Origin of the sequence: Flavobacterium fluvii, assembly GCF_900129545.1 — a bacterium.
Classification (GTDB): Bacteria; Bacteroidota; Bacteroidia; order Flavobacteriales; family Flavobacteriaceae; genus Flavobacterium; species Flavobacterium fluvii.
This window is the reverse complement of sequence record NZ_FQWB01000006.1, coordinates 17762-38387: the sequence shown is the minus strand read 5'-3', so window position 1 is coordinate 38387 and position 20626 is coordinate 17762. Positions and strand designations below refer to the sequence as shown.

19 protein-coding genes are annotated in these 20626 nt (G+C 35.0%); 13 read left to right on the top strand and 6 right to left on the bottom strand.

The window, feature by feature from the left end; genetic code table 11:
- The first annotated feature begins 131 nt into the window (after positions 1-131).
- The gene (locus tag BUC16_RS13270) at positions 132-1073 is read left to right on the top strand and encodes a LysR family transcriptional regulator (RefSeq protein WP_073371287.1); all 942 of its coding nucleotides are present in this window, start codon (positions 132-134) and stop codon (positions 1071-1073) included.
- A 43-nt stretch (positions 1074-1116) separates the two neighbouring features.
- Here BUC16_RS13270 and BUC16_RS17910 read toward each other — a convergent pair whose 3' ends face one another.
- Both BUC16_RS17910 and mnmC2 read right to left on the bottom strand, forming a co-directional pair.
- Positions 1117-1314, bottom strand: coding sequence for a hypothetical protein (locus tag BUC16_RS17910; RefSeq protein WP_073371286.1), 198 nt, complete (start codon positions 1312-1314; stop codon positions 1117-1119).
- A 144-nt stretch (positions 1315-1458) separates the two neighbouring features.
- Positions 1459-2124, bottom strand: a complete 666-nt coding sequence (gene mnmC2 / locus BUC16_RS13260) for a tRNA (5-methylaminomethyl-2-thiouridine)(34)-methyltransferase MnmC2 (protein WP_073371285.1) — start codon at positions 2122-2124, stop codon at positions 1459-1461.
- A 283-nt stretch (positions 2125-2407) separates the two neighbouring features.
- Here mnmC2 and BUC16_RS13255 point away from each other — a divergent pair, with 283 nt between their 5' ends.
- Positions 2408-3478 carry a branched-chain amino acid aminotransferase gene (locus tag BUC16_RS13255; protein ID WP_073371284.1) on the top strand — a complete coding sequence of 357 codons (1071 nt, stop codon included), beginning with the start codon at positions 2408-2410 and terminating at the stop codon, positions 3476-3478.
- A gap of 97 nt (positions 3479-3575) precedes the next feature.
- Here BUC16_RS13255 and BUC16_RS13250 read toward each other — a convergent pair whose 3' ends face one another.
- Complete coding sequence (locus BUC16_RS13250) at positions 3576-3959, bottom strand: pyrophosphohydrolase domain-containing protein (RefSeq protein WP_073371283.1); 384 nt, start codon at positions 3957-3959, stop codon at positions 3576-3578.
- An 80-nt stretch (positions 3960-4039) separates the two neighbouring features.
- Between BUC16_RS13250 and BUC16_RS13245 the strand changes: the two genes are divergently transcribed.
- Positions 4040-4228 carry a hypothetical protein gene (locus tag BUC16_RS13245; protein ID WP_073371282.1) on the top strand — a complete coding sequence of 63 codons (189 nt, stop codon included), beginning with the start codon at positions 4040-4042 and terminating at the stop codon, positions 4226-4228.
- 90 nt (positions 4229-4318) lie between these two features.
- On the opposite strand, the gene BUC16_RS13240 is transcribed toward BUC16_RS13245, so the two are convergent.
- Positions 4319-6346, bottom strand: coding sequence for a dipeptidyl-peptidase 3 family protein (locus BUC16_RS13240; protein ID WP_073371281.1), 2028 nt, complete (start codon positions 6344-6346; stop codon positions 4319-4321).
- A 304-nt stretch (positions 6347-6650) separates the two neighbouring features.
- Here BUC16_RS13240 and BUC16_RS13235 point away from each other — a divergent pair, with 304 nt between their 5' ends.
- The 7 genes from BUC16_RS13235 (at position 6651) to BUC16_RS13205 (ending at position 14404) form a co-directional block, all read left to right on the top strand.
- Positions 6651-7763, top strand: a complete 1113-nt coding sequence (locus BUC16_RS13235; protein ID WP_073371280.1) for an SRPBCC family protein — start codon at positions 6651-6653, stop codon at positions 7761-7763.
- Positions 7764-7825: 62 nt separating this feature from the next.
- Positions 7826-8368, top strand: coding sequence for an RNA polymerase sigma factor (locus tag BUC16_RS13230; protein ID WP_073371279.1), 543 nt, complete (start codon positions 7826-7828; stop codon positions 8366-8368).
- Positions 8369-8401: 33 nt separating this feature from the next.
- On the top strand, positions 8402-8818 hold the full coding sequence (locus tag BUC16_RS13225) for a hypothetical protein (protein ID WP_073371450.1): 417 nt from the start codon (positions 8402-8404) through the stop codon (positions 8816-8818).
- Between the two features lie 6 nt (positions 8819-8824).
- Positions 8825-9295 (top strand): sensor of ECF-type sigma factor, encoded by a 471-nt coding sequence (locus tag BUC16_RS13220; protein WP_073371278.1) that lies wholly within the window; start codon positions 8825-8827, stop codon positions 9293-9295.
- Positions 9296-9512: 217 nt separating this feature from the next.
- Entirely contained in the window at positions 9513-10964 is a 1452-nt protein-coding gene (locus tag BUC16_RS13215) for a hypothetical protein (protein WP_073371277.1), read from the top strand.
- Between the two features lie 129 nt (positions 10965-11093).
- Positions 11094-13055, top strand: coding sequence for a KUP/HAK/KT family potassium transporter (locus BUC16_RS13210; RefSeq protein WP_073371276.1), 1962 nt, complete (start codon positions 11094-11096; stop codon positions 13053-13055).
- Positions 13056-13147: 92 nt separating this feature from the next.
- Entirely contained in the window at positions 13148-14404 is a 1257-nt protein-coding gene (locus BUC16_RS13205; protein WP_073371275.1) for an RsmB/NOP family class I SAM-dependent RNA methyltransferase, read from the top strand.
- A 103-nt stretch (positions 14405-14507) separates the two neighbouring features.
- Here BUC16_RS13205 and rho read toward each other — a convergent pair whose 3' ends face one another.
- Positions 14508-16310, bottom strand: a complete 1803-nt coding sequence (gene rho / locus BUC16_RS13200) for a transcription termination factor Rho (RefSeq protein WP_073371274.1) — start codon at positions 16308-16310, stop codon at positions 14508-14510.
- Between the two features lie 182 nt (positions 16311-16492).
- Here rho and BUC16_RS13195 point away from each other — a divergent pair, with 182 nt between their 5' ends.
- Positions 16493-16906, top strand: a complete 414-nt coding sequence (locus BUC16_RS13195) for a DUF4293 domain-containing protein (protein ID WP_073371273.1) — start codon at positions 16493-16495, stop codon at positions 16904-16906.
- Positions 16907-17134: 228 nt separating this feature from the next.
- Here BUC16_RS13195 and BUC16_RS13190 read toward each other — a convergent pair whose 3' ends face one another.
- A complete protein-coding gene (locus tag BUC16_RS13190) occupies positions 17135-17629 on the bottom strand; it encodes a metallophosphoesterase family protein (protein ID WP_073371272.1) in 495 nt (164 codons plus the stop codon).
- Between the two features lie 221 nt (positions 17630-17850).
- Here BUC16_RS13190 and truA point away from each other — a divergent pair, with 221 nt between their 5' ends.
- Positions 17851-18585, top strand: a complete 735-nt coding sequence (gene truA / locus BUC16_RS13185; RefSeq protein WP_073371271.1) for a tRNA pseudouridine(38-40) synthase TruA — start codon at positions 17851-17853, stop codon at positions 18583-18585.
- A 134-nt stretch (positions 18586-18719) separates the two neighbouring features.
- On the top strand, positions 18720-20474 hold the full coding sequence (locus BUC16_RS13180) for an ABC transporter ATP-binding protein (RefSeq protein WP_073371270.1): 1755 nt from the start codon (positions 18720-18722) through the stop codon (positions 20472-20474).
- The last annotated feature ends 152 nt before the right edge of the window (positions 20475-20626 follow it).

Sequence of the window (20626 nt, the reverse complement as noted above, 5' to 3'; positions counted from 1 at the left end):
CATTACCTAACAATCCAAAACTTTTTAGTTGTATAAATACCTATTTTTGTCTAAACTTTTAAAAATAACAAAGTTCGCGTACTATAAATTAAATTGATTGTTTTTATATTTGCATCACAAAATACTATACAATGACAATTACCCAACTGCAATATGTTTTGGCCGTAGCCGAACATAAAAATTTTACGCTAGCTGCCGAAAAATGTTTTGTTACACAACCTACATTGAGCATGCAAATTCAGAAAATAGAAGAAGAATTGAACGTGCTGATCTTTGACCGAAGCAAAAAACCAATCCAGCTTACGGACATTGGCCAAAAAATCGTGAACCAGGCCAAAAATATCGTCATTGAAGCCGACAGAATAAAGGATATTGTAGAACATCAAAAAGGATTTATTGGCGGGGAATTTCGATTGGGAATTATCCCAACGATCATGCCGACACTTTTGCCGATGTTCTTGAATAATTTCATCAAAAAATATCCAAAAATAAGACTCATCATCGAAGAATTAAACACGGATGACATTCTGCTCCGCTTAAAAAATGGACATCTCGATGCTGCCATTGCCGCAACTCCTTTGGAAGACGAAAAAATAAAGGAAATTGTCCTGTATTATGAACCCTTCGTGGCTTATATTCCAGAAAATTATGTCATTTCACACAAAACCGAAATAGAAGTTTCCGACTTGAATCTGGACGATATTCTGTTGCTACAGGACGGACATTGTTTCCGCGACGGGATTTTAAATTTATGCAAAAGCCAAAGTGTTTCCACCAAAAACACGTTTCAATTGGAAAGTGGCAGTTTTGAGACATTGATAAAATTGGTAGATGAAGGATTGGGAACCACGCTGCTCCCCTATTTGCATACCCTGGATTTAAAAGAAAAAGACCAATCTAAATTGAGACATTTCAAGGAACCCAAACCAGCGCGCGAAGTAAGCCTGATTTATCCCAAAAACGAATTGAAAATCCATATCATCGACGCTCTTAGAACTACCATTTCCGGAGTTGTGAAAGGTGCCATTGCTTTCCAAAATGTTCAAATAATCAGTCCAATTCAAAAGAAATAAAAAAAAACCGCCTCAATTTATATTTTGAGGCGGTTACTTCTTTTTATGAATTTACAATTAGCAAACATTGTTTTAATTCAGGCTTTTCGACTGTAAAGGTTAAAAGCCATTCCCGTAATAAATCCATTTCGTAAGGCAACAAAGCTTTTATTGCTTTTTCTAGTTCTTTACAAAAAAGAGAGGGATCGAAACTGACTCTTTCGAGCACAGATTTAGTATAATCAAACATCATTTTGGACATGGTTAATTAAGATTTTAGGGTTAGATCTTTAATTTAATAACATTGTAAAAATAACATTTTATTTTATAAAATGCACAAAATTGTCAATGAATATCATAAATTTTGTTGTGTTTCTATTGTGTAAATACAACACTTATTAAAAGACTATCCGTCTTTTCTGGCACGGAACATTTCTCTTTTTCCGGGTGCTCCTTCGAGTTTTTCTACGGTAAAACCAGCTTCCATCATACTCCTTTTTATAACTCCACGAGCGGCATAAGTTACCAAAACGCCTTTTGGTTTAAGGGCATTATGCATTTTTTGAAAAATCGCCGTACTCCATAATTCGGGTTGAACGTCATATCCAAAAGCATCAAAATAAATTAAATCGAATTTTTCTTTATCATCAATATCGGCAAAAAATTGTTTCCTTTTAGTGAAAACAAAATCTTCGCGCAACATAATGGGTTCTTCCCAACGGCATTCGTGCAATTTTTCGAAAATGGGTCTTTCGTTTTCGACACCCAATTCGGCAACATAATTCATCGATGCCGCTTCTTCTACAGAAACCGGATACGCTTCCACTCCAACATAATGAATGGTTTGTTGCAGTTTTGGAGATTCCAAAAAAGTGATGAAAGCATTCAAACCAGTTCCAAATCCTATTTCCAAAATGGAAACAGAATCATTTTCAAACAAAGAGAGTCCTTTTTTTATGAAAACGTGCAGGGCTTCTTGGATAGCTCCAAATCTGGAATGATAACATTCGTCCCATTCTTCGATATGAATGGTGGTGGAACCGTCACGTGTTTGAATTATATTTCTTTTCAAAATGATTTTGGGATTTTTTGGGTTACATTATGCAATATTTGGCCAAATTTAGTCAAATACCATTTATGTATAACCATCAAACTTTCCTATTTTTTATGTATTTCATAAAATCAACTCCCCATTTTCCATTTTTTTTGGAAGATAAATAAATCTCAATTAAATGCTGTAATTAATGTTTTTTTGACAAGTAATTTGATGATTTTTATTTAATTTTGCAAATGTAAATTCGGGTAGAATCATCCTACTTTTATAAAAAATAGTTTTAATTTTAGAATAACTAATTATGAGTGCAACACAGACCAACAAAATTGAAATCATAAAAGCCGCAACTTCAAAAATAAAGAATGTGGATTTTGACAATTTACATTTTGGAGAAGTTTTTACCGATCATTTATTCGAATGCGATTTTACAAATGGCGAATGGCAAAAACCAATCGTCAAGCCGTATGCCCCATTTTTATTGGATCCGTCTGCAAAAGTATTTCATTATGGTCAAGCTATTTTTGAAGGAATGAAAGCTTACAAAGATGACAACAACGATATTTGGTTGTTTAGACCTGATGAAAATTTCAAACGTTTCAATAATTCTGCCGTTCGTATGGCAATGCCTGAAGTTCCAGAATCTATTTTTATGGACGGTTTGAATGAATTATTGAAATTAGACCAAGAATGGATTCAAAAAGGAAACGGAAGCAGTATGTATATCCGTCCGTTCATGATTGCTACCGGAACTGGAGTAATTGCAAATCCATCTGACGATTATAAATTCATGATTCTTTTGTCTCCGGCAAAAGCATATTATTCTGGAGAGGTAAAAGTAATTATCGCAGAACATTTCAGTAGAGCCGCAAACGGTGGAATTGGAGCTGCAAAAGCGGCAGGAAATTATGCTGCGCAATTTTACCCAACTAATTTGGCCAATAAAGATGGTTTTCAGCAAGTAATTTGGACTGATGACGCCACGCATACCAAATTGGAAGAAGCGGGAACAATGAACGTGTTTTTTAGAATTAATGACACTTTATTGACGGCTCCAACCAGCGAAAGAATTTTGGACGGTATCACCAGAAAAAGTTTAATTGAAATGGCAAAAAAAGAAGGACTCAACGTAGAAGTTCGTCCGGTATTGGTTTCTGAATTGGTTGAAGCTGCCAAAAACGGAGCTTTAAAAGAAATCTTTGGAGCAGGAACTGCTGCGGTGGTAAGTGTTATCAAAGGATTCTCTTATCAAGATGTTTATTATGAATTGGCTCCTGTCGAGAAATCATATGCTTCATTTTTGAAAGAAAAACTAACCAGCCTTCAAAATAAACTTTCTGAAGATCCATTTGGTTGGACAGTTAAGGTTTCTTAAATAAGACCAAAATTATAAATATAAAAAGAGCGATTTTCAAAATTGAAAATCGCTCTTTTTATATTTTGTCTCAAACTTTGACAAAATGAAATGATCACTACTTCAGAATTTTGGTGAAATCCGGTTTAAAATAATTGGGTCCTTTCATCACTTTTCCGTCTTCACGATAAATAGGTTTTCCGTCTTCTCCCAATTTACTCATATTACTTCGTTGAATTTCGTCGAAAACTTCTTCAATTTTATGCTGTAAACCGTGTTCTATAATTGTTCCGCAAAGAATATACATCATGTCGCCCAATGCATCGGCAATTTCTGTTAAATCATTATTCAGAACCGCTTCCAGATATTCCTCGTTTTCTTCTTTCATCAAATTGTAACGAAGCATTTTTTTATTTTCGCCCAAATCGGCTATTGGATTTTCACTATGTCCAATTTTGAAAGCGGTGTGAAATTCTTTTACGGCATTAATTTGCTTTTGCATAATTTTATTTGATTAAATGAGGGAGCAAATTAGTAACTTTTACTAAACAAAAGCCTAAATTTGCCCAAAAAATTTAAACTATGTTTAGTCAAGGACAATTAGCATTTGCAGCTGCTTTTTTTGTGGCTTTTGTTATCGCAATGATTTTCGCCTATAGAAAAGATGCCAAGTTGCACAAAATATTCTACAAAGGAAATTACAAGATTTTGATTGGATTCATCATTTTTATCTTGATTTTATTTCTGATAAAAATTTATTTTAAGCGTTAGATTAAAAAAAAAAAAAGGATGTCCGTCAAGACATCCTTTTTTTTTATCAATCTGTCTAGTCCTGAAATAGCGATACACAAAAAAAGTATCCTATGGAAGGAAATTATAGTTTTTGGAATAATTCAACATTTGCTCCGCAAAGGATTTAGGTTGCTTTACTTCTATCGAAATAATTTCTCCTTTGGCATCCAATTTTGGAACCAAAACAGGGTTTACAAAACCACTGTATGGTGCAGATGCAAATTGTTTGCATCTTTCCAATACTTCTGCGTGTAATTTTTGGTCTACTTTCACTCCGTAAGTATCAACCAAAGCTTTACCCGCTTCAAAATCTCCTTCGGATTTTATGCGTTGTATTTCACGCAACAATTGCCCAAATAATTCGTGTAGTTTGTCGTAATCGGTAATGTTGAAATACGTTTTCCCGTTACGGGTAATTTTCTCGATTACGTTGTCTTTTTTTCCTTTTTCGAAAGCCCAAGCACTTACGTACTGACGGTTTCTCATGTGTGCTTCTTCAATATCGGAACCTGGCTCCAAACGCTCCAGTTGCATCATTAGTCCGTTTCGGATATAGTTGTCATAGGATTGCATTCCCAGTTTTTTCCAATCATCAACCAAACCTAATTCTTGTATTTTTGGGTTGTAAATAAAATATAATCCCACTAAATCAGCTCTTCCTTCTTCAAGAGTGGAAGCGTAATTTTTCAAGGTCTTTTCTGGAGTTAACACACCTGGATTTAATTGTCCCGAGGCGTGACCTATAACTTCGTGTAATGAAGTATGCATCTTGCCTCCTAATTCACCATATTTTTCAGCCAAAGCAATTTCTTCTGCATCGTTTGCAAACTCTTCTATCTTTCCTTTTGCCCCACCTTTTGCATAAGAATCAATGATATTCATCAATGATACTGATTTCGACCCATGTTCGGCACGAATCCAATCGGCGTTTGGAAGATTGACACCAATTGGAGTTGCTGGTGAAGAATCGCCAGATTCGCCGGCAACAACTACAGTTTTGTAGGATACACCAACCACATTTTTCTTTTTGTGTTCCGGGAACAAAGTAGAATTGTCTTCAAACCATTGAGCATTTTTAGATACCACTTCCATTTTTTTGGACAAATTAAAATCTTTAATTTGAACAATGCTTTCATAAGAACCTTTATATCCCAAAGGATCATTGTAAACTTCTATAAAACTGTTGATGTAATCAATATTTCCTTCCGTGGCTTTAAGCCAGGCAATATTATATTCGTCCCATGTTTTTAAATTTCCGGTTTTATAATAACTGATCAGTAATCCCAAGGCATCTGCTTGTGCTTTATTTTCGGCAACACCTTTTGCTTTTTCCAACCAATAAACAATTTTGTCGATGGCGGGGCCGTACATTCCACCGCTTTTCCATACTTTTTCTTCTAATTGTCCTTTGGCATTGCGAACTAATTTGGAATTCAAACCGTAAGAATAAGGTCTCTTTTCATCAGGACTAATTTTCTTGGCATAAAAATCGCCCGCTTCTTTTGCAGTTATTCCTTTGTCATAAAAATTGCCGGCAGAACCCTCCAATAATCCTTTTGACTCATCCAAATTTACTTTTTTGGCATCGGCATCGTTGAATAGAACTTCCACAATTGCTGGTGACAAACTTGTTTTCGTGGCTTTCATCAACCCGCTGAAATATTCTTTTGAAAAGACTGGCTTGATTTTGTCATTGGAATAATGATGGTGAATTCCGTTGGCAAACCAAACTCTTTTTAAATAAATTTCAAAATTTTTCCAATCGTTTGAAGTTTTATCCCCTTTATAATTGACATAAATATTTTCGAGGGCTTTTCTAATTTTTAGGTTGTATTTATAATGTTGATCCCAACCTATATCACGACCCGAATAACCGGCTTGGGTAAGATAATATACTAATTTTTGCTCTTTTAGCGTTAGATTTCCCCAACCTGGAATTTGGTAACGCAAAACTTTTATATCGGCGAATTGTTCGACAACATATTCAAAAGAATCATTTTGGGCAGTTTTTACACCTGTAGTTTTTGTCATTTGTGCATTACACGCAAATGAAACTCCAACGGTCATAAAAACACCTACAATTTTAAGTAATTTCATAGATTTAAAAATGTTTTATTGTTTTATTTATAACACAAAATGGCTAAAATATGTATTTTTTAAACATTTTACAATGCGCGCATAATATTTAAGATAAAATTATGAAACACTAAAAAACTTGAAAGTGATGCTTAATACAGCATTATTAACACAACTTTTTGACATTCTGATTTTTATAATACCAATCCAACTTTTTGATTGGCACCAATCAAATTTGAATTAGAAAAAAATTATTAAACTTTTACTGTAGTTAAACGTATTGATAAAATTTCTAACTTTACCACTGAAATTAACCTATTCGATTATGAGAATTCTAAAATATCTTTTTCTTTTATTATTACTTAGTTTAGTGGCATTGTCCATTTTTGTTGCCACACAAAAAGGAGAATTCACGGTTGAAAGAAGCAAGATTATCAATTCACCAAAATCGGCTGTATTTAATTATGTCAATGATGCCAATAATTGGAAAGAATGGAATTCGTTGGCAGTCGAAGATTCCCTGATAAAAATTACCCCATCACAAAATACAATAGGTAAAGGCAGTTCATTTTTTTGGCAAGGAGAACAAGGAGAAGGTGATTTTCAAACCATAAATACCAAAGAGAACGAAAGCATAATTCAAAAAGTAAATTATAACGGCAACTCAGCCGATGTTTCCATAACTTTCAAAGATACTTTGGGAAAAACAAAAGTGTCATGGAAAGCGAAAGGACAAATGGGTTTTCTTTTTAAGGTAATGACTGCTTTTAATGGTGGTGCCAATAAAATATTTGGTTCCATGTTTGAAAAAAGTTTATTCAATTTAGACAAGAAACTGGATTACGAAATCAATACCTTTTCGATAAAAGTGGATGGTTTAGTGGATAAACCAGAAACTTATTATTTGGCACAGACATTTACCAGCGAATTTTCGAAAGTGGGTAAAAATTCTGGAATAGTTTTCTCCAAGATTACTGATTTCTGCAAAAAAAACAACATTACCATCAACGGCAAACCATTTGTTATTTACCATACTTATGATACAAAAAATGAATTGACAAAATTGTCGATTTGCATTCCCATCAAAGATCCTATTTTCATCACTGAAGGAAGCGATATTTCGTCAAAAACCCTTCCGCTGTTCCAAGCCTTGAAAACAACTTTAACGGGGCATTATTCCCATAACAAAAAAGCGCTGGACAAAGCAACGGAATATCTTCATTCAAAATATCTCGGTACAGATGCCGCTTTTTCACACCTTGAAATATACACGATTGGCAAAAACGAAACAAACAACCCGTCAAAATGGATTACCGAAATTTATTATCCCATAAGACAAAAAGTGGTGGTTAAACCAGCTGCAGCAATTCCGGCATCTACATCGGAAAAAGTGGTTCCTAAAGCTCAAATTGAAAAAGAAATTCCTTCTGAATTTTAATCTTTTTTCATTTTAATTAAACCTTTTTGATAAATTCCAGTCTAAACCCATAAATAATAGCCTTGCAAGAAGAAAAGGAATTTATTCAAGAATTATTAAACCCAAAGACGCAAAATCAGGCGTTTCAAAAGCTCTTGAAAGAATACCAAAAACCTTTGTACAATCATATTCGGAACATAGTTTTGATTCATGACGATGCCGATGATGTCTTGCAAAATACTTTCGTGAAAGTATTTCAAAATTTGAATAAATTTAAAGGGGAAAGCAAGCTTTTTTCGTGGATGTATCGTATTGCAACCAATGAATCTTTAACTTTTTTGAACAATAAAGCAAAAATAGGCGGAGTTTCTTCGGAAACATTACAAAACAAAACCATCGATAATTTAAAAGCCGACATTTATTTTGATGGAAACGAAATTCAAATCAAGTTGCAAAAAGCAATTATACAATTACCTGAAAAACAACAACTGGTTTTCAAAATGAAATATTTTGAAGAGTTGAAATATGAAGAAATATCAGAAATCCTGGGAACATCGGTGGGAGCTTTAAAGGCATCATACCATCATGCAGTAAAAAAAATCGAAGCCTTTGTAACAGCAAATTAAACTTTTTGACTATATTTAAGTCTAATGAATATCATGAAAACATTTAAACTAGATAACGAACCGAAAATTGAATCCGGATTTAAAACTCCCGAAAATTACTTTGACAATTTTTCGGCAAGAGTAATGGAACAATTACCGAAAGAAGAGCCAAAAACAATTTCTCTTTTTTCCAAAAGAAAAACTTGGATATATGCAGCAGCTGCTATTTTGGTTTTAGCATTGACCATTCCTGTTGTTTATACTAATTTCTACAGCAGTTCATCAGAAATTGATGAAGCAACATTAGAGAATTACATTAGCTATCATTCCACTGTTTCCGATGCAGATTTAGTCAATCTCCTTGATGAAAAAGACATCCAAAAAATTAATGTCGATTTGAACATTGATGACAAGCTCATAGAAAATGAACTTTCGCAAGACAGCAATTTAGAACACTACATATTAAATTAAAACACAATGAAAACAAACAATACATTTCTAAACAAAACACTTCTTATCATACTGTTTTTACTTTCAATTCACACTTTTGCACAACAACCAACAGGAGAAAAGAAAGAACAAATCAGAGCGTTAAAAGTCGGTTTCATCACCAATGAATTGTCATTGACCACAGAAGAAGCCTCGAAATTTTGGCCTATTTACAATGCTTTTGATGACAAACAATTTGATTTGAAAAATCAGAAAATGAAAGCATTCAAATCCAGAATGGATGATGATGCCTTGGATAAAATGAGCGAGAAAGAAGCTGCTGCCCTACTTGCGCAAATGGAAAATACCGAAGATGATTTGTACCAATTAAGAAAAAAATTTATTGCCAACATAAAGGGTGTTATACCAGCAAAAAAAATCATAAAATTAAAAAAAGCAGAAGAGGATTTTAAAAGAAAATTATTGCAACAATATCGCGATAAAGGACCTAAAAAATAATTCTTTCTTCATTCAATAATTAGGAAAACCAAGAAATAGTTCAATCTGTTTCTTGGTTTTTTTATTTTAATTATTTTATTTTTACAAAATTACAAAACTAACAAAGTGTTGTTTTTTCAGATCATTAAAACACAATCTGCACTAATGTAATTGGCTTACTAATTTTATTGGCACAGTAATTGGATAATCGTAATCAAATAACTTAATATATTTAATTATGAAAACTCAACTATTAATATTGACCCTGATGACTTCTATATTTGCAACGCAAATGCAAGGGCAAAATAGAACTATCGTAAATGCAACCAGTTCTGAAATTAGCGATAATTTGGATTTAAGAGTTGTAGCTTCACTTTTTGGCGACTCAAAAAACCTCCAGGATTTTGAAAGACAATTGAATGACCCCAAATTACAAATATCAAATTTAGATTTAAATAATGACAACCAAGTCGATTACTTGAGAGTGATTGAATCGGTAGAGAATAGAACACACGTCGTTATCGTCCAATCTGTTCTTGATCGCGATTTGTATCAAGATGTTGCCACTATTGAAGTAGAAAAAGACAATTACAACCAAGTGCATATACAAGTAGTTGGAAACACCTATATGTACGGTCCAAATTACATTTATGAGCCAGTGTATTACACAACTCCGCTTATTTATGCTTCCTTTTGGCTGTCTGGTTATCGTCCGTATTATTCTTCTTGGTCTTGGAATTATTACCCAAGCTATTACTATGCCTGGAATCCATACCCAGTTTTTAGATACAGAAATAACGTGAATTATTGTCTTAACACCTATTATGGTTACAACAATTACAATTATGTAAACTATAGAAGAAGCAGTTATGCGGTAAATATATACAACTCAAGACGTTCTAATGGTTACGAAAAACAGCATCCGAATTATTCTTTTGAAAGAAGAAATTCCAATATATCCAATCGTTATGAATTGGATCAAAAAAGAAACAACCAAAATGGCGGTTATAGAAACGGAGTTGGTTATTCATCAAACAGAAACGAATCTTCAAGAGTGACAAACCAACAAAGAACGGAATCCCAAAGAGGTTATTCACAAAACAGAACCGAGTCTCCAAGAGTGGCAACCCAACAAAGAACGGAGTCCCAAAGAAATTATTCTCAAAACAGAGCTGAATCTCCAAGAGTGGCAACCCAACAAAGAACGGAGTCCCAAAGAGATTATTCTCAAAACAGGAACGAGTCTCCAAGAGTGGCAACCCAACAAAGAACGGAACCACAGAAAGGTTATTCTCAAAACAGGAACGAGTCTCCAAGAGTGACAACCCAACAAAGAACGGAACCGCAAAGAAATTATTCCCAAAACAGGAATGAATCTCCAAGAGTGGAAAACCAACAAAGAACCGAACCACAGAAAGGTTATTCTCAAAACAGGAACGAGTCTCCAAGAGAGGCAACCCAACAAAGAACGGAACCGCAAAGAAATTATTCCCAAAACAGGAATGAATCTCCAAGTATGGCAACCCAACAAAGAGCGGAATCCCAAAGAAATTATTCCCAAAACAGAGCTGAATCTCCAAGAGGTAATGCTTCACAAAAATCAGAAGCCAAAAACGGAAATTCTTCATCCAGAAATTCAGTTTCCGGCGATGCTAATAACTCTTCAAGAAACGGTAACAGAAGATCATAACAACTTTTAAACTCTATTTAGAACACGGTCCTTTCGACCGTGTTTTTTTTATCAAGTTTTTTTATATAAAAATCAATACTATTTTTAAAAAGAGTAAATTTGCCAAGTTTTTTATATATAAATATAAATATGAGTATTTCGCATAAAGACTTACACAGTAAGTTAACATTAGGAGGTTTATTAATTTCATTGGGAATAATTTACGGTGATATTGGAACCTCTCCTCTCTATGTAATGAAAGCCATAATTGGCGAACACATTATAGATGCAGATATTGTCTTAGGAGGAATATCCTGTGTACTTTGGACACTTACGTTGCAAACTACCATCAAATATGTACTGATTACTTTAAGTGCTGACAACCACGGTGAAGGAGGAATTTTTGCCTTGTATGCCTTGGTCAAAAAAACAAAGATTAAATGGCTGATTGTTCCGGCCATCATTGGCGGAAGCGCCTTGCTTGCCGACGGAATCATCACGCCCCCCATCTCGGTATCCTCTGCTGTCGAAGGGGTTAAAACATTTTATCCAGAAATAAACACCGTTCCCATTGTTATTGGAATTTTGTTTGTGTTGTTTACCATTCAGCAGTTTGGCTCTAAATTGGTAGGTCGTTTTTTTGCTCCATTAATGCTTCTTTGGTTTGGTATGCTTGGAGTGTTGGGTATCATCCAAGTAATGAAACATCCTGAAGTTCTAAAAGCAATTAATCCTTATTATGCTTATCATTTATTGAGTATTCACCCCGAAGGTTTTTACGTCTTGGGTTTTGTCTTTCTATGTACCACTGGAGCCGAAGCATTGTACTCGGATATGGGGCATTGTGGACGAAAAAACATAAGAATCAGCTGGATTTTTGTAAAAATCACATTAATCTTGAACTATTTTGGTCAAGGAGCTTATTTAATTCACCACGAAGGACAAACCTTGCTTGGATTAGGTGGCGAAAATGGAAATCCATTCTATTTAATAATGGCCGATTGGTTTCAACCCTTTGGAATTGTTATTGCCACTTTAGCTGCTGTAATAGCTTCTCAAGCCTTGATAAGCGGTTCGTTTACTTTGATAAACGAAGCGATGCGATTGAATTTCTGGCCAAAAGTGAAAATCAAATATCCTTCGGAATTAAAAGGACAATTGTATATCCCATCGATAAACTGGTTATTGTTCCTTGGATGTGTTGGCGTGGTCATACACTTTGAAAAGTCCAGTAATATGGAGCACGCCTATGGATTGGCTATCATATTATGCATGATAATGACCACGGTATTGCTCAATTATTTTATGATAATGAAAAGAGTAAAACTGTATTTTATGGTTCCTTTGATAACTATTTATCTGACCATTGAATTTGGCTTCTTGATAGCCAATATTACCAAATTTGCCGAAGGAGGTTATGTAACCTTAATTATTGCCATTATACTGATTTCCGTAATGACAGTTTGGTTCTTTGCCAAGAAAATCAACAAGAGTTACACCCAAATCGTTAAAATTGAAGATTATAAAAAAGTACTGTTGGAGTTAAGCAACGATCTCTCCATACCTAAATATGCTACCCATTTAATATATATGACAAATGCCGGTAGAACAGATGAAATAGAAGAAAAAGTAATGTACTCCATTTTAAGAAAAAGACCAAAACGTGCCGACATCTATTGGTTTGTTCACGTCAATATTTTAAATGTACCTTATAAAACCGAATACAAAGTAACCGAAATTACTGAAGACACCTTATTCAGGGTCGATTTTAATTTAGGTTTCAGGGAGCCTACAAAAATAAGCTTGATGTTCAAAGAAGTTATCAAGGACATGGTAAGAAAAGGAGAAGTTGACGTAACCAGTAGATACGAATCTTTGAATAAAAACAATATTATCGGTGATTTCAAATTTGTTTTATCCGAGAAATATTTATCCAACGACAGTGATTTAACTTTCTTCGAAAAAGTAATCATGAATTCGTATTTCTTCATCAAAAAAGTAAGTTTATCTGAAGAAAGTGCTTTTGGTTTGGACAGTGGTTCCGTGAAAATCGAGAAATTCCCAATGGTGCTTCACGCTCCGGAAAATATTGGACTAACCAGGGTTCAATAAAAACATCAAAAAAACACTGTATTAAAACAGTGTTTTTTTTTTGAAAAAATATTAAATCATTTAGTAGTACCTTTGCACCTCAATTATTCAAAATGAGATTACACAGAAATTTAGTTTACACCACCATCGACGCCTTAAATGCCATCTTCAATGAAGGCGAATATGCCGATAAAGTAGTGGCACGTTCTTTAAAAAAAGACAAACGTTGGGGAAGCTCCGATAGAAAATTTGTTGCCGAAACCATCTACGAAATTGTACGTTGGAAAAGATTATACACAGAAATCGCCGAAGTAAAAGAACCATTCGACAGAGACAATCTTTGGAGAATATTCTCGGTTTGGGCTGTATTGAGAGGCTACCCTATCCCCGATTGGCGTCAATTGGAAGGAACTCCTGAAAGAAAAATAAAAGGACGTTTTGACGAACTTTCAAAAATTAGAACCCTGAAAGAATCCATCCCGGATTGGATGGACGAATTGGGCGTGAAAGAATTAGGCGAAAAAGTTTGGGCAAAAGAAATTACAGCCCAGAACCAACCTGCCAAAGTAATTCTTAGAACGAACACTCTAAAAACTACCAAGGAGCAATTAAGAGCCATCTTGATGGACTTGAACATTGAAACTGAATACCTGAAAGACCAACCTGATGCTTTGGTTTTAAAAGAAAGAGCCAACGTTTTCCTGACGGATGCTTTCAAGCAAGGTTTTTTTGAAGTTCAGGATGCCAATTCACAATTAGTTGCTGCCTTCCTTGACGTAAAACCTGGAATGCGCGTGGTGGATACTTGTGCTGGTGCTGGTGGAAAAACATTGCACATTGCCGCTTTGATGGAAAACAAAGGACAATTGATTGCAATGGATTTGTACGAAAGTAAATTGAAGCAATTGAAATTAAGAGCCAAAAGAGATGGTGCTTTCAATATTGAATACCGCATCATCGACTCAACCAAAGTAATTAAAAAATTACACGAAAGAGCCGACAGAGTTTTGATTGACGCACCTTGTAGCGGTTTGGGAGTTCTGAAAAGAAATCCGGATGCCAAATGGAAATTACAACCCGAATTCATAGACAACATTCGTAAAGTTCAGTCTGAGGTTTTGGAAAGTTATTCCAAAATTGTAAAACCGGGCGGAAAATTAGTGTATGCTACTTGTTCCATTTTACCTTCTGAAAATCAGGATCAAGTTCAAAAATTCCTGACTACCGAAATTGGAAAACAATTCAACTTCATAAAAGACCAAAAAATACTGGCATCAGAGTCTGGTTTTGATGGATTTTATATGGCTTTGTTGGAACGCAAAGAAAGTATAGACCAGATAGAAAAAAGAATTCAGAAAGAAGTAGAATAAAATATCGATTTTAGACTTTATAATTCACAAAAAACTCCGATAGGTATTCCATCGGAGTTTTTTTATAATTGAAATTTGATATTGATATTGAAATTGATATTGTTTAATCATTCATCGAAATCAAGAATTCCTCGTTATTTTTGGTTTTCTTGAAACGATCGTTGATGAAATCCATTGCTTCCACAGGGTTCATATCAGAAAGGTATTTTCTCATAATCCACATTCTTTGCAATGTTTTTTGATCCAACAATAAATCATCACGTCTGGTGCTGGAAGAAGTTAAATCAATCGCAGGAAAAATACGTTTGTTGGCAATTTTTCTGTCCAATTGCAATTCCATATTACCCGTTCCTTTGAATTCTTCAAAAATAACTTCATCCATTTTCGAACCAGTTTCTGTCAATGCCGTGGCAATGATACTCAATGAACCACCGTTTTCAACATTTCTGGCCGCTCCAAAAAATCGTTTTGGTTTTTGCAAGGCATTCGCATCCACACCACCACTCAATACCTTGCCAGATGCGGGTTGTACCGTGTTATAAGCTCTTGCCAAACGCGTAATAGAGTCTAGCAAAATCACTACATCGTGACCACATTCTACCAAACGTTTTGCTTTTTCAAGAACGATATTCGCTATTTTTACGTGTTCTTGCGGCTCTCTGTCGAAAGTGGAAGCAATTACTTCTCCACGAACACTTCTTTGCATATCTGTAACCTCTTCCGGACGTTCATCAATCAATAAAACAATCAAATAAACCTCTGGATGATTGGCAGCAATGGCATTAGCAATGTCTTTCAACAACATGGTTTTACCAGTTTTAGGCTGTGCCACAATCATGCCACGTTGTCCTTTTCCTATTGGAGAAAATAAATCGATGATTCGGGTTGAAATCGTGCTTTGCCTTTCGGCCAATTTAAATTTTTCAGATGGAAAAACAGGAGTCAAATGTTCGAAAGATACACGGTCACGAACGACTTGTGGGTCGTGTCCGTTGATTTTTAAAACGCGAACCAATGGAAAGAATTTCTCGCCTTCTTTTGGAGGACGCACCACTCCTTTTACTGTATCCCCGGTTTTAAGTCCGAACAATCTGATTTGTGAAGTGGATAAATAAATATCATCTGGCGAAGCCAAATAATTATAATCCGATGAACGAAGGAAACCATACCCATCAGGCATCATTTCCAATACACCTTCACTTTCAATGATACCGTCAAATTCAAAATCAGAATCCCTGAAATTGTTTTTCTTGTTTTTGAAATTGGGGTTTACATTACCATTGCCGTTTTGATTTACTTCGTCAGTTCGCTTTCGCTCGTGTGGATTTTGGTTAGGATTCTGGTTTTGTTTATGTAATTGGTTGGGGTTTATTTTTTTGGCAGGAGCGCTAACTTCTGGAGTGGTTTCAGTATTTTCAGGAGTTTCAGCTTCTGAATTTACCTCATTTGTTTCGGTAGATTCATTTTCTCCACTGGCTAATTTTGCTTCTTCTTTTTGCTTTTGTAAAGCCATTTTCTTTTCGTAAGCTGATTTATTGAATTTGATTACCTTGCCTACTTTCTTCTCTGCAATTTCAGGTGCTTTTTCTTCTGTATTGGTAGTTTCCACAACAGGAGCAACTGTTTCAACCGGAGTTTCTTCTGCAAAAAGGGAAGCATTAACAGGCTTCTGGATGGCAGGTTTTTTCTCGGCTACAATTCGGGTTCTTTTTGGTTTGTCGTCTTCCGCTTTCTTTTCCTCTTTTTTATTCTTGGGATCAGCATCAGAACTTGCCGACTGAAGTTCCAAAATCTGGCTAATTAATGCCTCTTTTTTTACTCCGTTAAATTTTATTGTTTTAGCCGCTTTAGCTATTTCCTGAAGCTCGGAAAGCTTCATTTCTTTTAATACAGAAATGTCAAACATAAATGTTCTATGAGTTTAAATAATTGGGAATTACTATAAAAGTGTGTAGTAAATTTTTTGATTTTGAATTCGCCGAAGAATGAAGTACTTACGGATTTGTTATGCAATAATACAAAATAATTTTCAGGATACAATAGTATTTATTAAAAAGAAAATATATTTTTGTCAAAGAAATCAGAACAATGATACAAAGAATTCAAACCATATATTTACTTCTTGCCTTTGTGGTAACTGGTGTTTTACCATTTATTTTTCCGTTATGGACAATGGCTGATGGCAAAGACTACTTTTTTATGCAAAATCAAGTGTACATTGTAGTTTTAGGATTGAGTACAACACTTTCCTTGTTGAGTATCGTTTCGTATAAAAAAAGACAAAATCAATTTGTAATGGGCAGATTGAATATAATATTAAATTTAATTTTATTAGGCTTGTTTGTTTATCGTTCACTAAATTTATCTGGAGAAACAGTTGCTGTTTCTGAGAAAGGTATTGGGATGTTTCTGCCAATTGTTGCTATCGTATTATTAGTGTTAGCTAATAAGGCCATCAAGAAGGACGAAGATCTTGTAAAATCTGTGGATAGGTTGAGATAATCCTATAATCTTATGTTTATGTGCGAAGGAAACCCGAATGAAAGTTCGGGTTTTTTTGTGGTCTTTTTTAACTCAGAAATAGTTGTAATTTAAGTAAAGTTTTTGTCATTTCGACGAAGGAGAAATCACATAACGAGAGCAACTAATGCGATTTCTCCTTCGTCGAAATGACACGCCGAGAATATGTTTTTCTTCTTAATTGCACTGAAGCGACCTGAAAACTGAACTCTACTTCTTCCCTATTTCTATAATCTCTAAATCTTTGATTTTGTCGCCATCAATCACGAAACGCAACATCGTTCTCACTTGATGGAAACCACTTTTTCCGGCAGCTCCCGGATTCATGTGCAAAAGATTATGCTTCTTGTCGAAAATCACCTTTAAAATATGCGAGTGCCCGCAAACAAACAACTTTGGAGGATTCGCTGTCATTTCAGCTTTAACATTTGGATTGTATTTTCCGGGATACCCGCCAATATGCGTAATCCAAACATCTACTCCCTCACACATAAATCGATTGTGCAACGGAAATTCCATTCGGGCTTTATCATCGTCGATATTACCGTAAACACAACGTAACGGTTTCAACTTCTTTATTGTGTCCGTCACGACCAAATCGCCAATATCACCGGCGTGCCAAACTTCGTCAGCCTGTTCCACATATTTTAAAATGGTGTCATCAATATAACTGTGCGTATCGGAAAGTAGAAGGATTTTTTTCATATCGTCATTGCGAGGAACAAAGCTATCTCATCCTCATTTTTTACTAAGTCGCAAAGTTATTATTAAAGATGAAAGATTAACTATTTTTAATTTCCGTTTTGGTAAAATTTTAAAGGTATAATCAACTTAAATCTTTGTAAATTTGCCACTATTAACCCTTTCACTGGACACTTTTTCAGTATTATTGGCTGAATTTGAACACTGGACACTGCGCACTAAACTTGAGGTATTTTATAAAACTGGCATACAACGGAACCAATTATCACGGATGGCAATACCAACCCAATGCTGCGTCTGTGCAGGAAACCCTGAACAAGGCAGTCTCGGTCATATTGAATACTGAAATTAGCCTTATGGGCGCAGGACGTACGGATACTGGGGTTCACGCCACAGAAATGTATGCGCATTTTGATTTTGAAAAACCTTTTGATTTAAAAAGCATCATACACAAACTCAATTCTTATTTACCCAAAGACATTGTGGTCTATGCCATTATTCCCGTTCCTGACGAAGCGCACGCCCGTTTTGATGCCAAAAAAAGAACCTATGAATACCATATCAATACATTCAAGGATGCTTTTTTACAGGACGGAAGCTGGTATTTCCACCAAAAATTGGATTTGGACTTGATGAATCAAGCTTCAAAATTATTATTCAATCATATTGATTTTCAATGTTTTTCCAAAGTTAACACGGATGTGAATACATTTGATTGCACTATATTTGAAGCACATTGGACACAAGAGAATAACCAAATTGTATTCACGATTTCGGCCAATCGTTTCCTCCGCAACATGGTTCGCGCTATTGTGGGAACATTGGTAAACGTTGGTTTACACAAAATTACATTGGACGATTTCAATGAAATTATTAAAAGCAAGAATCGCGATAAAGCTGGTTTTTCGGTTCCTGCACACGGATTGTATTTGACAAAAATTGAGTACGATTATTTGTAGAAAAAAGAATCAAAATTTTAGAATTAAGTATTAAGACAATAAATATTTGAATTAATTCTTTTATTTTGAAATTGCCATTGAAATTGATATTGCAATTAAAATTGAACATCAGGATATAGCTCCTAAAAAAATATATGAAAGCAAAAGTATTTGACACAACAGTATTTAAAAGAATATTAAAATACACCAAGCCTTATAAATGGCGATTCAATAGCGTAATTGCATTTGCTGTTTTCTTGTCTTTATTTGCCGCATTGCGTCCTTTAATTTTACAAGGAACCGTGGACACTTACATCAAACCCAAAGACAATTATGGGTTGTTATTGTATGTGACCTTGATGGGAATTACTTTATTATTAGAAGTTATTTTTCAATTTTTCTTTGTGTATTGGGCAAACTGGCTGGGACAAGACATTGTAAAAGACATCCGGACGAAACTCTTCAAACATATGTTGAGTTTCCGAATTAAGTATTTTGACCACCTGCCAGTTGGACAATTGGTGACCAGATCAGTTTCAGACATCGAACAAATTGCCCGTATTTTTAGTCAAGGTTTGTTCATGATTGCGAGTGACGTGATGAAAATGATTGTTTGCTTGATCATAATGTTTTGGATGAATTGGCAACTTTCATTAATTGTAGTGTTTGCGATGCCGATATTGGTTTTTTTCACGCGAATATTTCAAAAGAAAATGCAAATCGCTTTCGAAGAAGTGCGAACCCAAATTGCCAACATGAATTCCTTCGTTCAAGAAAGAGTTACGGGAATGAAAATTGTTCAATTATTTAATCGGGAAGATATTGAATCTGAAAAGTTCAGAGAGATTAACGGAAAACACAATAAAGCCTGGATAAAAACCATCTTGTACAACTCCATTTTCTTTCCCATTGCCGATATCATTTCGTCGTTAACCCTAGGTTTTATCGTGTTTTATGGCGGAATTCAAATTATAAATGGAAATTCATTTACGACTTTGGGACAAATGACGGCTTACACGATGTTTATTGGAATGTTGTTCAACCCGCTGCGTCAGATTGCGGATAAGTTCAACGAGATGCAATTGGGAATGATTGCTGCCAATCGTGTTTTTGACATTCTCGACACCCAGGACCAAATTCAGGATACCGGAACGGTTGAAGCTCCAATTTTTAGAGGAAGCATTCAATTCAAAGATGTTCATTTTGGTTATATCGCCGAAGAATATGTCATAAAAGGTATTGATTTGAATGTAAAAGCTGGTGAAACCGTGGCCATTGTTGGTGCAACGGGAGCCGGAAAATCGACGATCATCAATTTGCTGAATCGTTTTTATGAAATCAATAGCGGAACGATTTACATTGACGATCATAATATTGAAAACTATACTTTGAGCTCGTTACGTAAACAAATTGCAGTGGTATTGCAGGACGTTTTCCTTTTTGCAGATACCATTTTCAACAACATTACCCTAAACAATCCTGATATTAGCCGTGAACAGGTTCTGGCTGCTGCCAAAAAAATTGGCGTTCACAAATTCATTATGAGCTTGCCTGATAATTATGATTTTGACGTGAAAGAACGTGGTGTAATGCTTTCGTCCGGGCAACGTCAATTGATTGCTTTTTTGCGTGCTTACGTAAGCAATCCGAGTATTTTGATTTTGGACGAAGCCACTTCTTCAATTGACACCTATTCCGAAGAATTGATTCAAAAAGCTACCGAAACGATTACGAAAGGAAGAACTTCCATCGTGATTGCCCACCGATTGGCTACTATCATCAATGCCGATAAAATTGTGGTAATGGACAAAGGCCTGATTGTGGAACAAGGAACACATCAGGAATTGGTAGGCAAAGAAGGTGGTTATTATAAAAACCTGTATGATTCGCAGTTTGCCGTTGAGTATTGATTTTAGTAATTAGCGTCTAAAAGCAAAAGCCTACCGGCTAATTACAAGTTACTAATCACTTCTAAAAAATTCTAACAATTTTAAGTTACAACGCATTAAACTTTTAAAGCCGAAACTTCCTTGTAATAAAATAAATCCTTAAATTCGCACAC

Coding starts and splice junctions, on each gene's coding strand:
- BUC16_RS13240 (WP_073371281.1), bottom strand. CDS start 6,346: ATGAAATTACTTAAAATTGTAGGTGTTTTTATGACCGTTGGAGTTTCA.
- BUC16_RS13220 (WP_073371278.1), top strand. CDS start 8,825: ATGAAAACAAACAATACATTTCTAAACAAAACACTTCTTATCATACTG.
- BUC16_RS17910 (WP_073371286.1), bottom strand. CDS start 1,314: ATGTCCAAAATGATGTTTGATTATACTAAATCTGTGCTCGAAAGAGTC.
- BUC16_RS13255 (WP_073371284.1), top strand. CDS start 2,408: ATGAGTGCAACACAGACCAACAAAATTGAAATCATAAAAGCCGCAACT.
- BUC16_RS13270 (WP_073371287.1), top strand. CDS start 132: ATGACAATTACCCAACTGCAATATGTTTTGGCCGTAGCCGAACATAAA.
- BUC16_RS13205 (WP_073371275.1), top strand. CDS start 13,148: ATGAGATTACACAGAAATTTAGTTTACACCACCATCGACGCCTTAAAT.
- BUC16_RS13245 (WP_073371282.1), top strand. CDS start 4,040: ATGTTTAGTCAAGGACAATTAGCATTTGCAGCTGCTTTTTTTGTGGCT.
- BUC16_RS13190 (WP_073371272.1), bottom strand. CDS start 17,629: ATGAAAAAAATCCTTCTACTTTCCGATACGCACAGTTATATTGATGAC.
- BUC16_RS13235 (WP_073371280.1), top strand. CDS start 6,651: ATGAGAATTCTAAAATATCTTTTTCTTTTATTATTACTTAGTTTAGTG.
- BUC16_RS13250 (WP_073371283.1), bottom strand. CDS start 3,959: ATGCAAAAGCAAATTAATGCCGTAAAAGAATTTCACACCGCTTTCAAA.
- BUC16_RS13210 (WP_073371276.1), top strand. CDS start 11,094: ATGAGTATTTCGCATAAAGACTTACACAGTAAGTTAACATTAGGAGGT.
- BUC16_RS13195 (WP_073371273.1), top strand. CDS start 16,493: ATGATACAAAGAATTCAAACCATATATTTACTTCTTGCCTTTGTGGTA.
- rho (WP_073371274.1), bottom strand. CDS start 16,310: ATGTTTGACATTTCTGTATTAAAAGAAATGAAGCTTTCCGAGCTTCAG.
- BUC16_RS13225 (WP_073371450.1), top strand. CDS start 8,402: ATGAAAACATTTAAACTAGATAACGAACCGAAAATTGAATCCGGATTT.
- BUC16_RS13180 (WP_073371270.1), top strand. CDS start 18,720: ATGAAAGCAAAAGTATTTGACACAACAGTATTTAAAAGAATATTAAAA.
- BUC16_RS13215 (WP_073371277.1), top strand. CDS start 9,513: ATGAAAACTCAACTATTAATATTGACCCTGATGACTTCTATATTTGCA.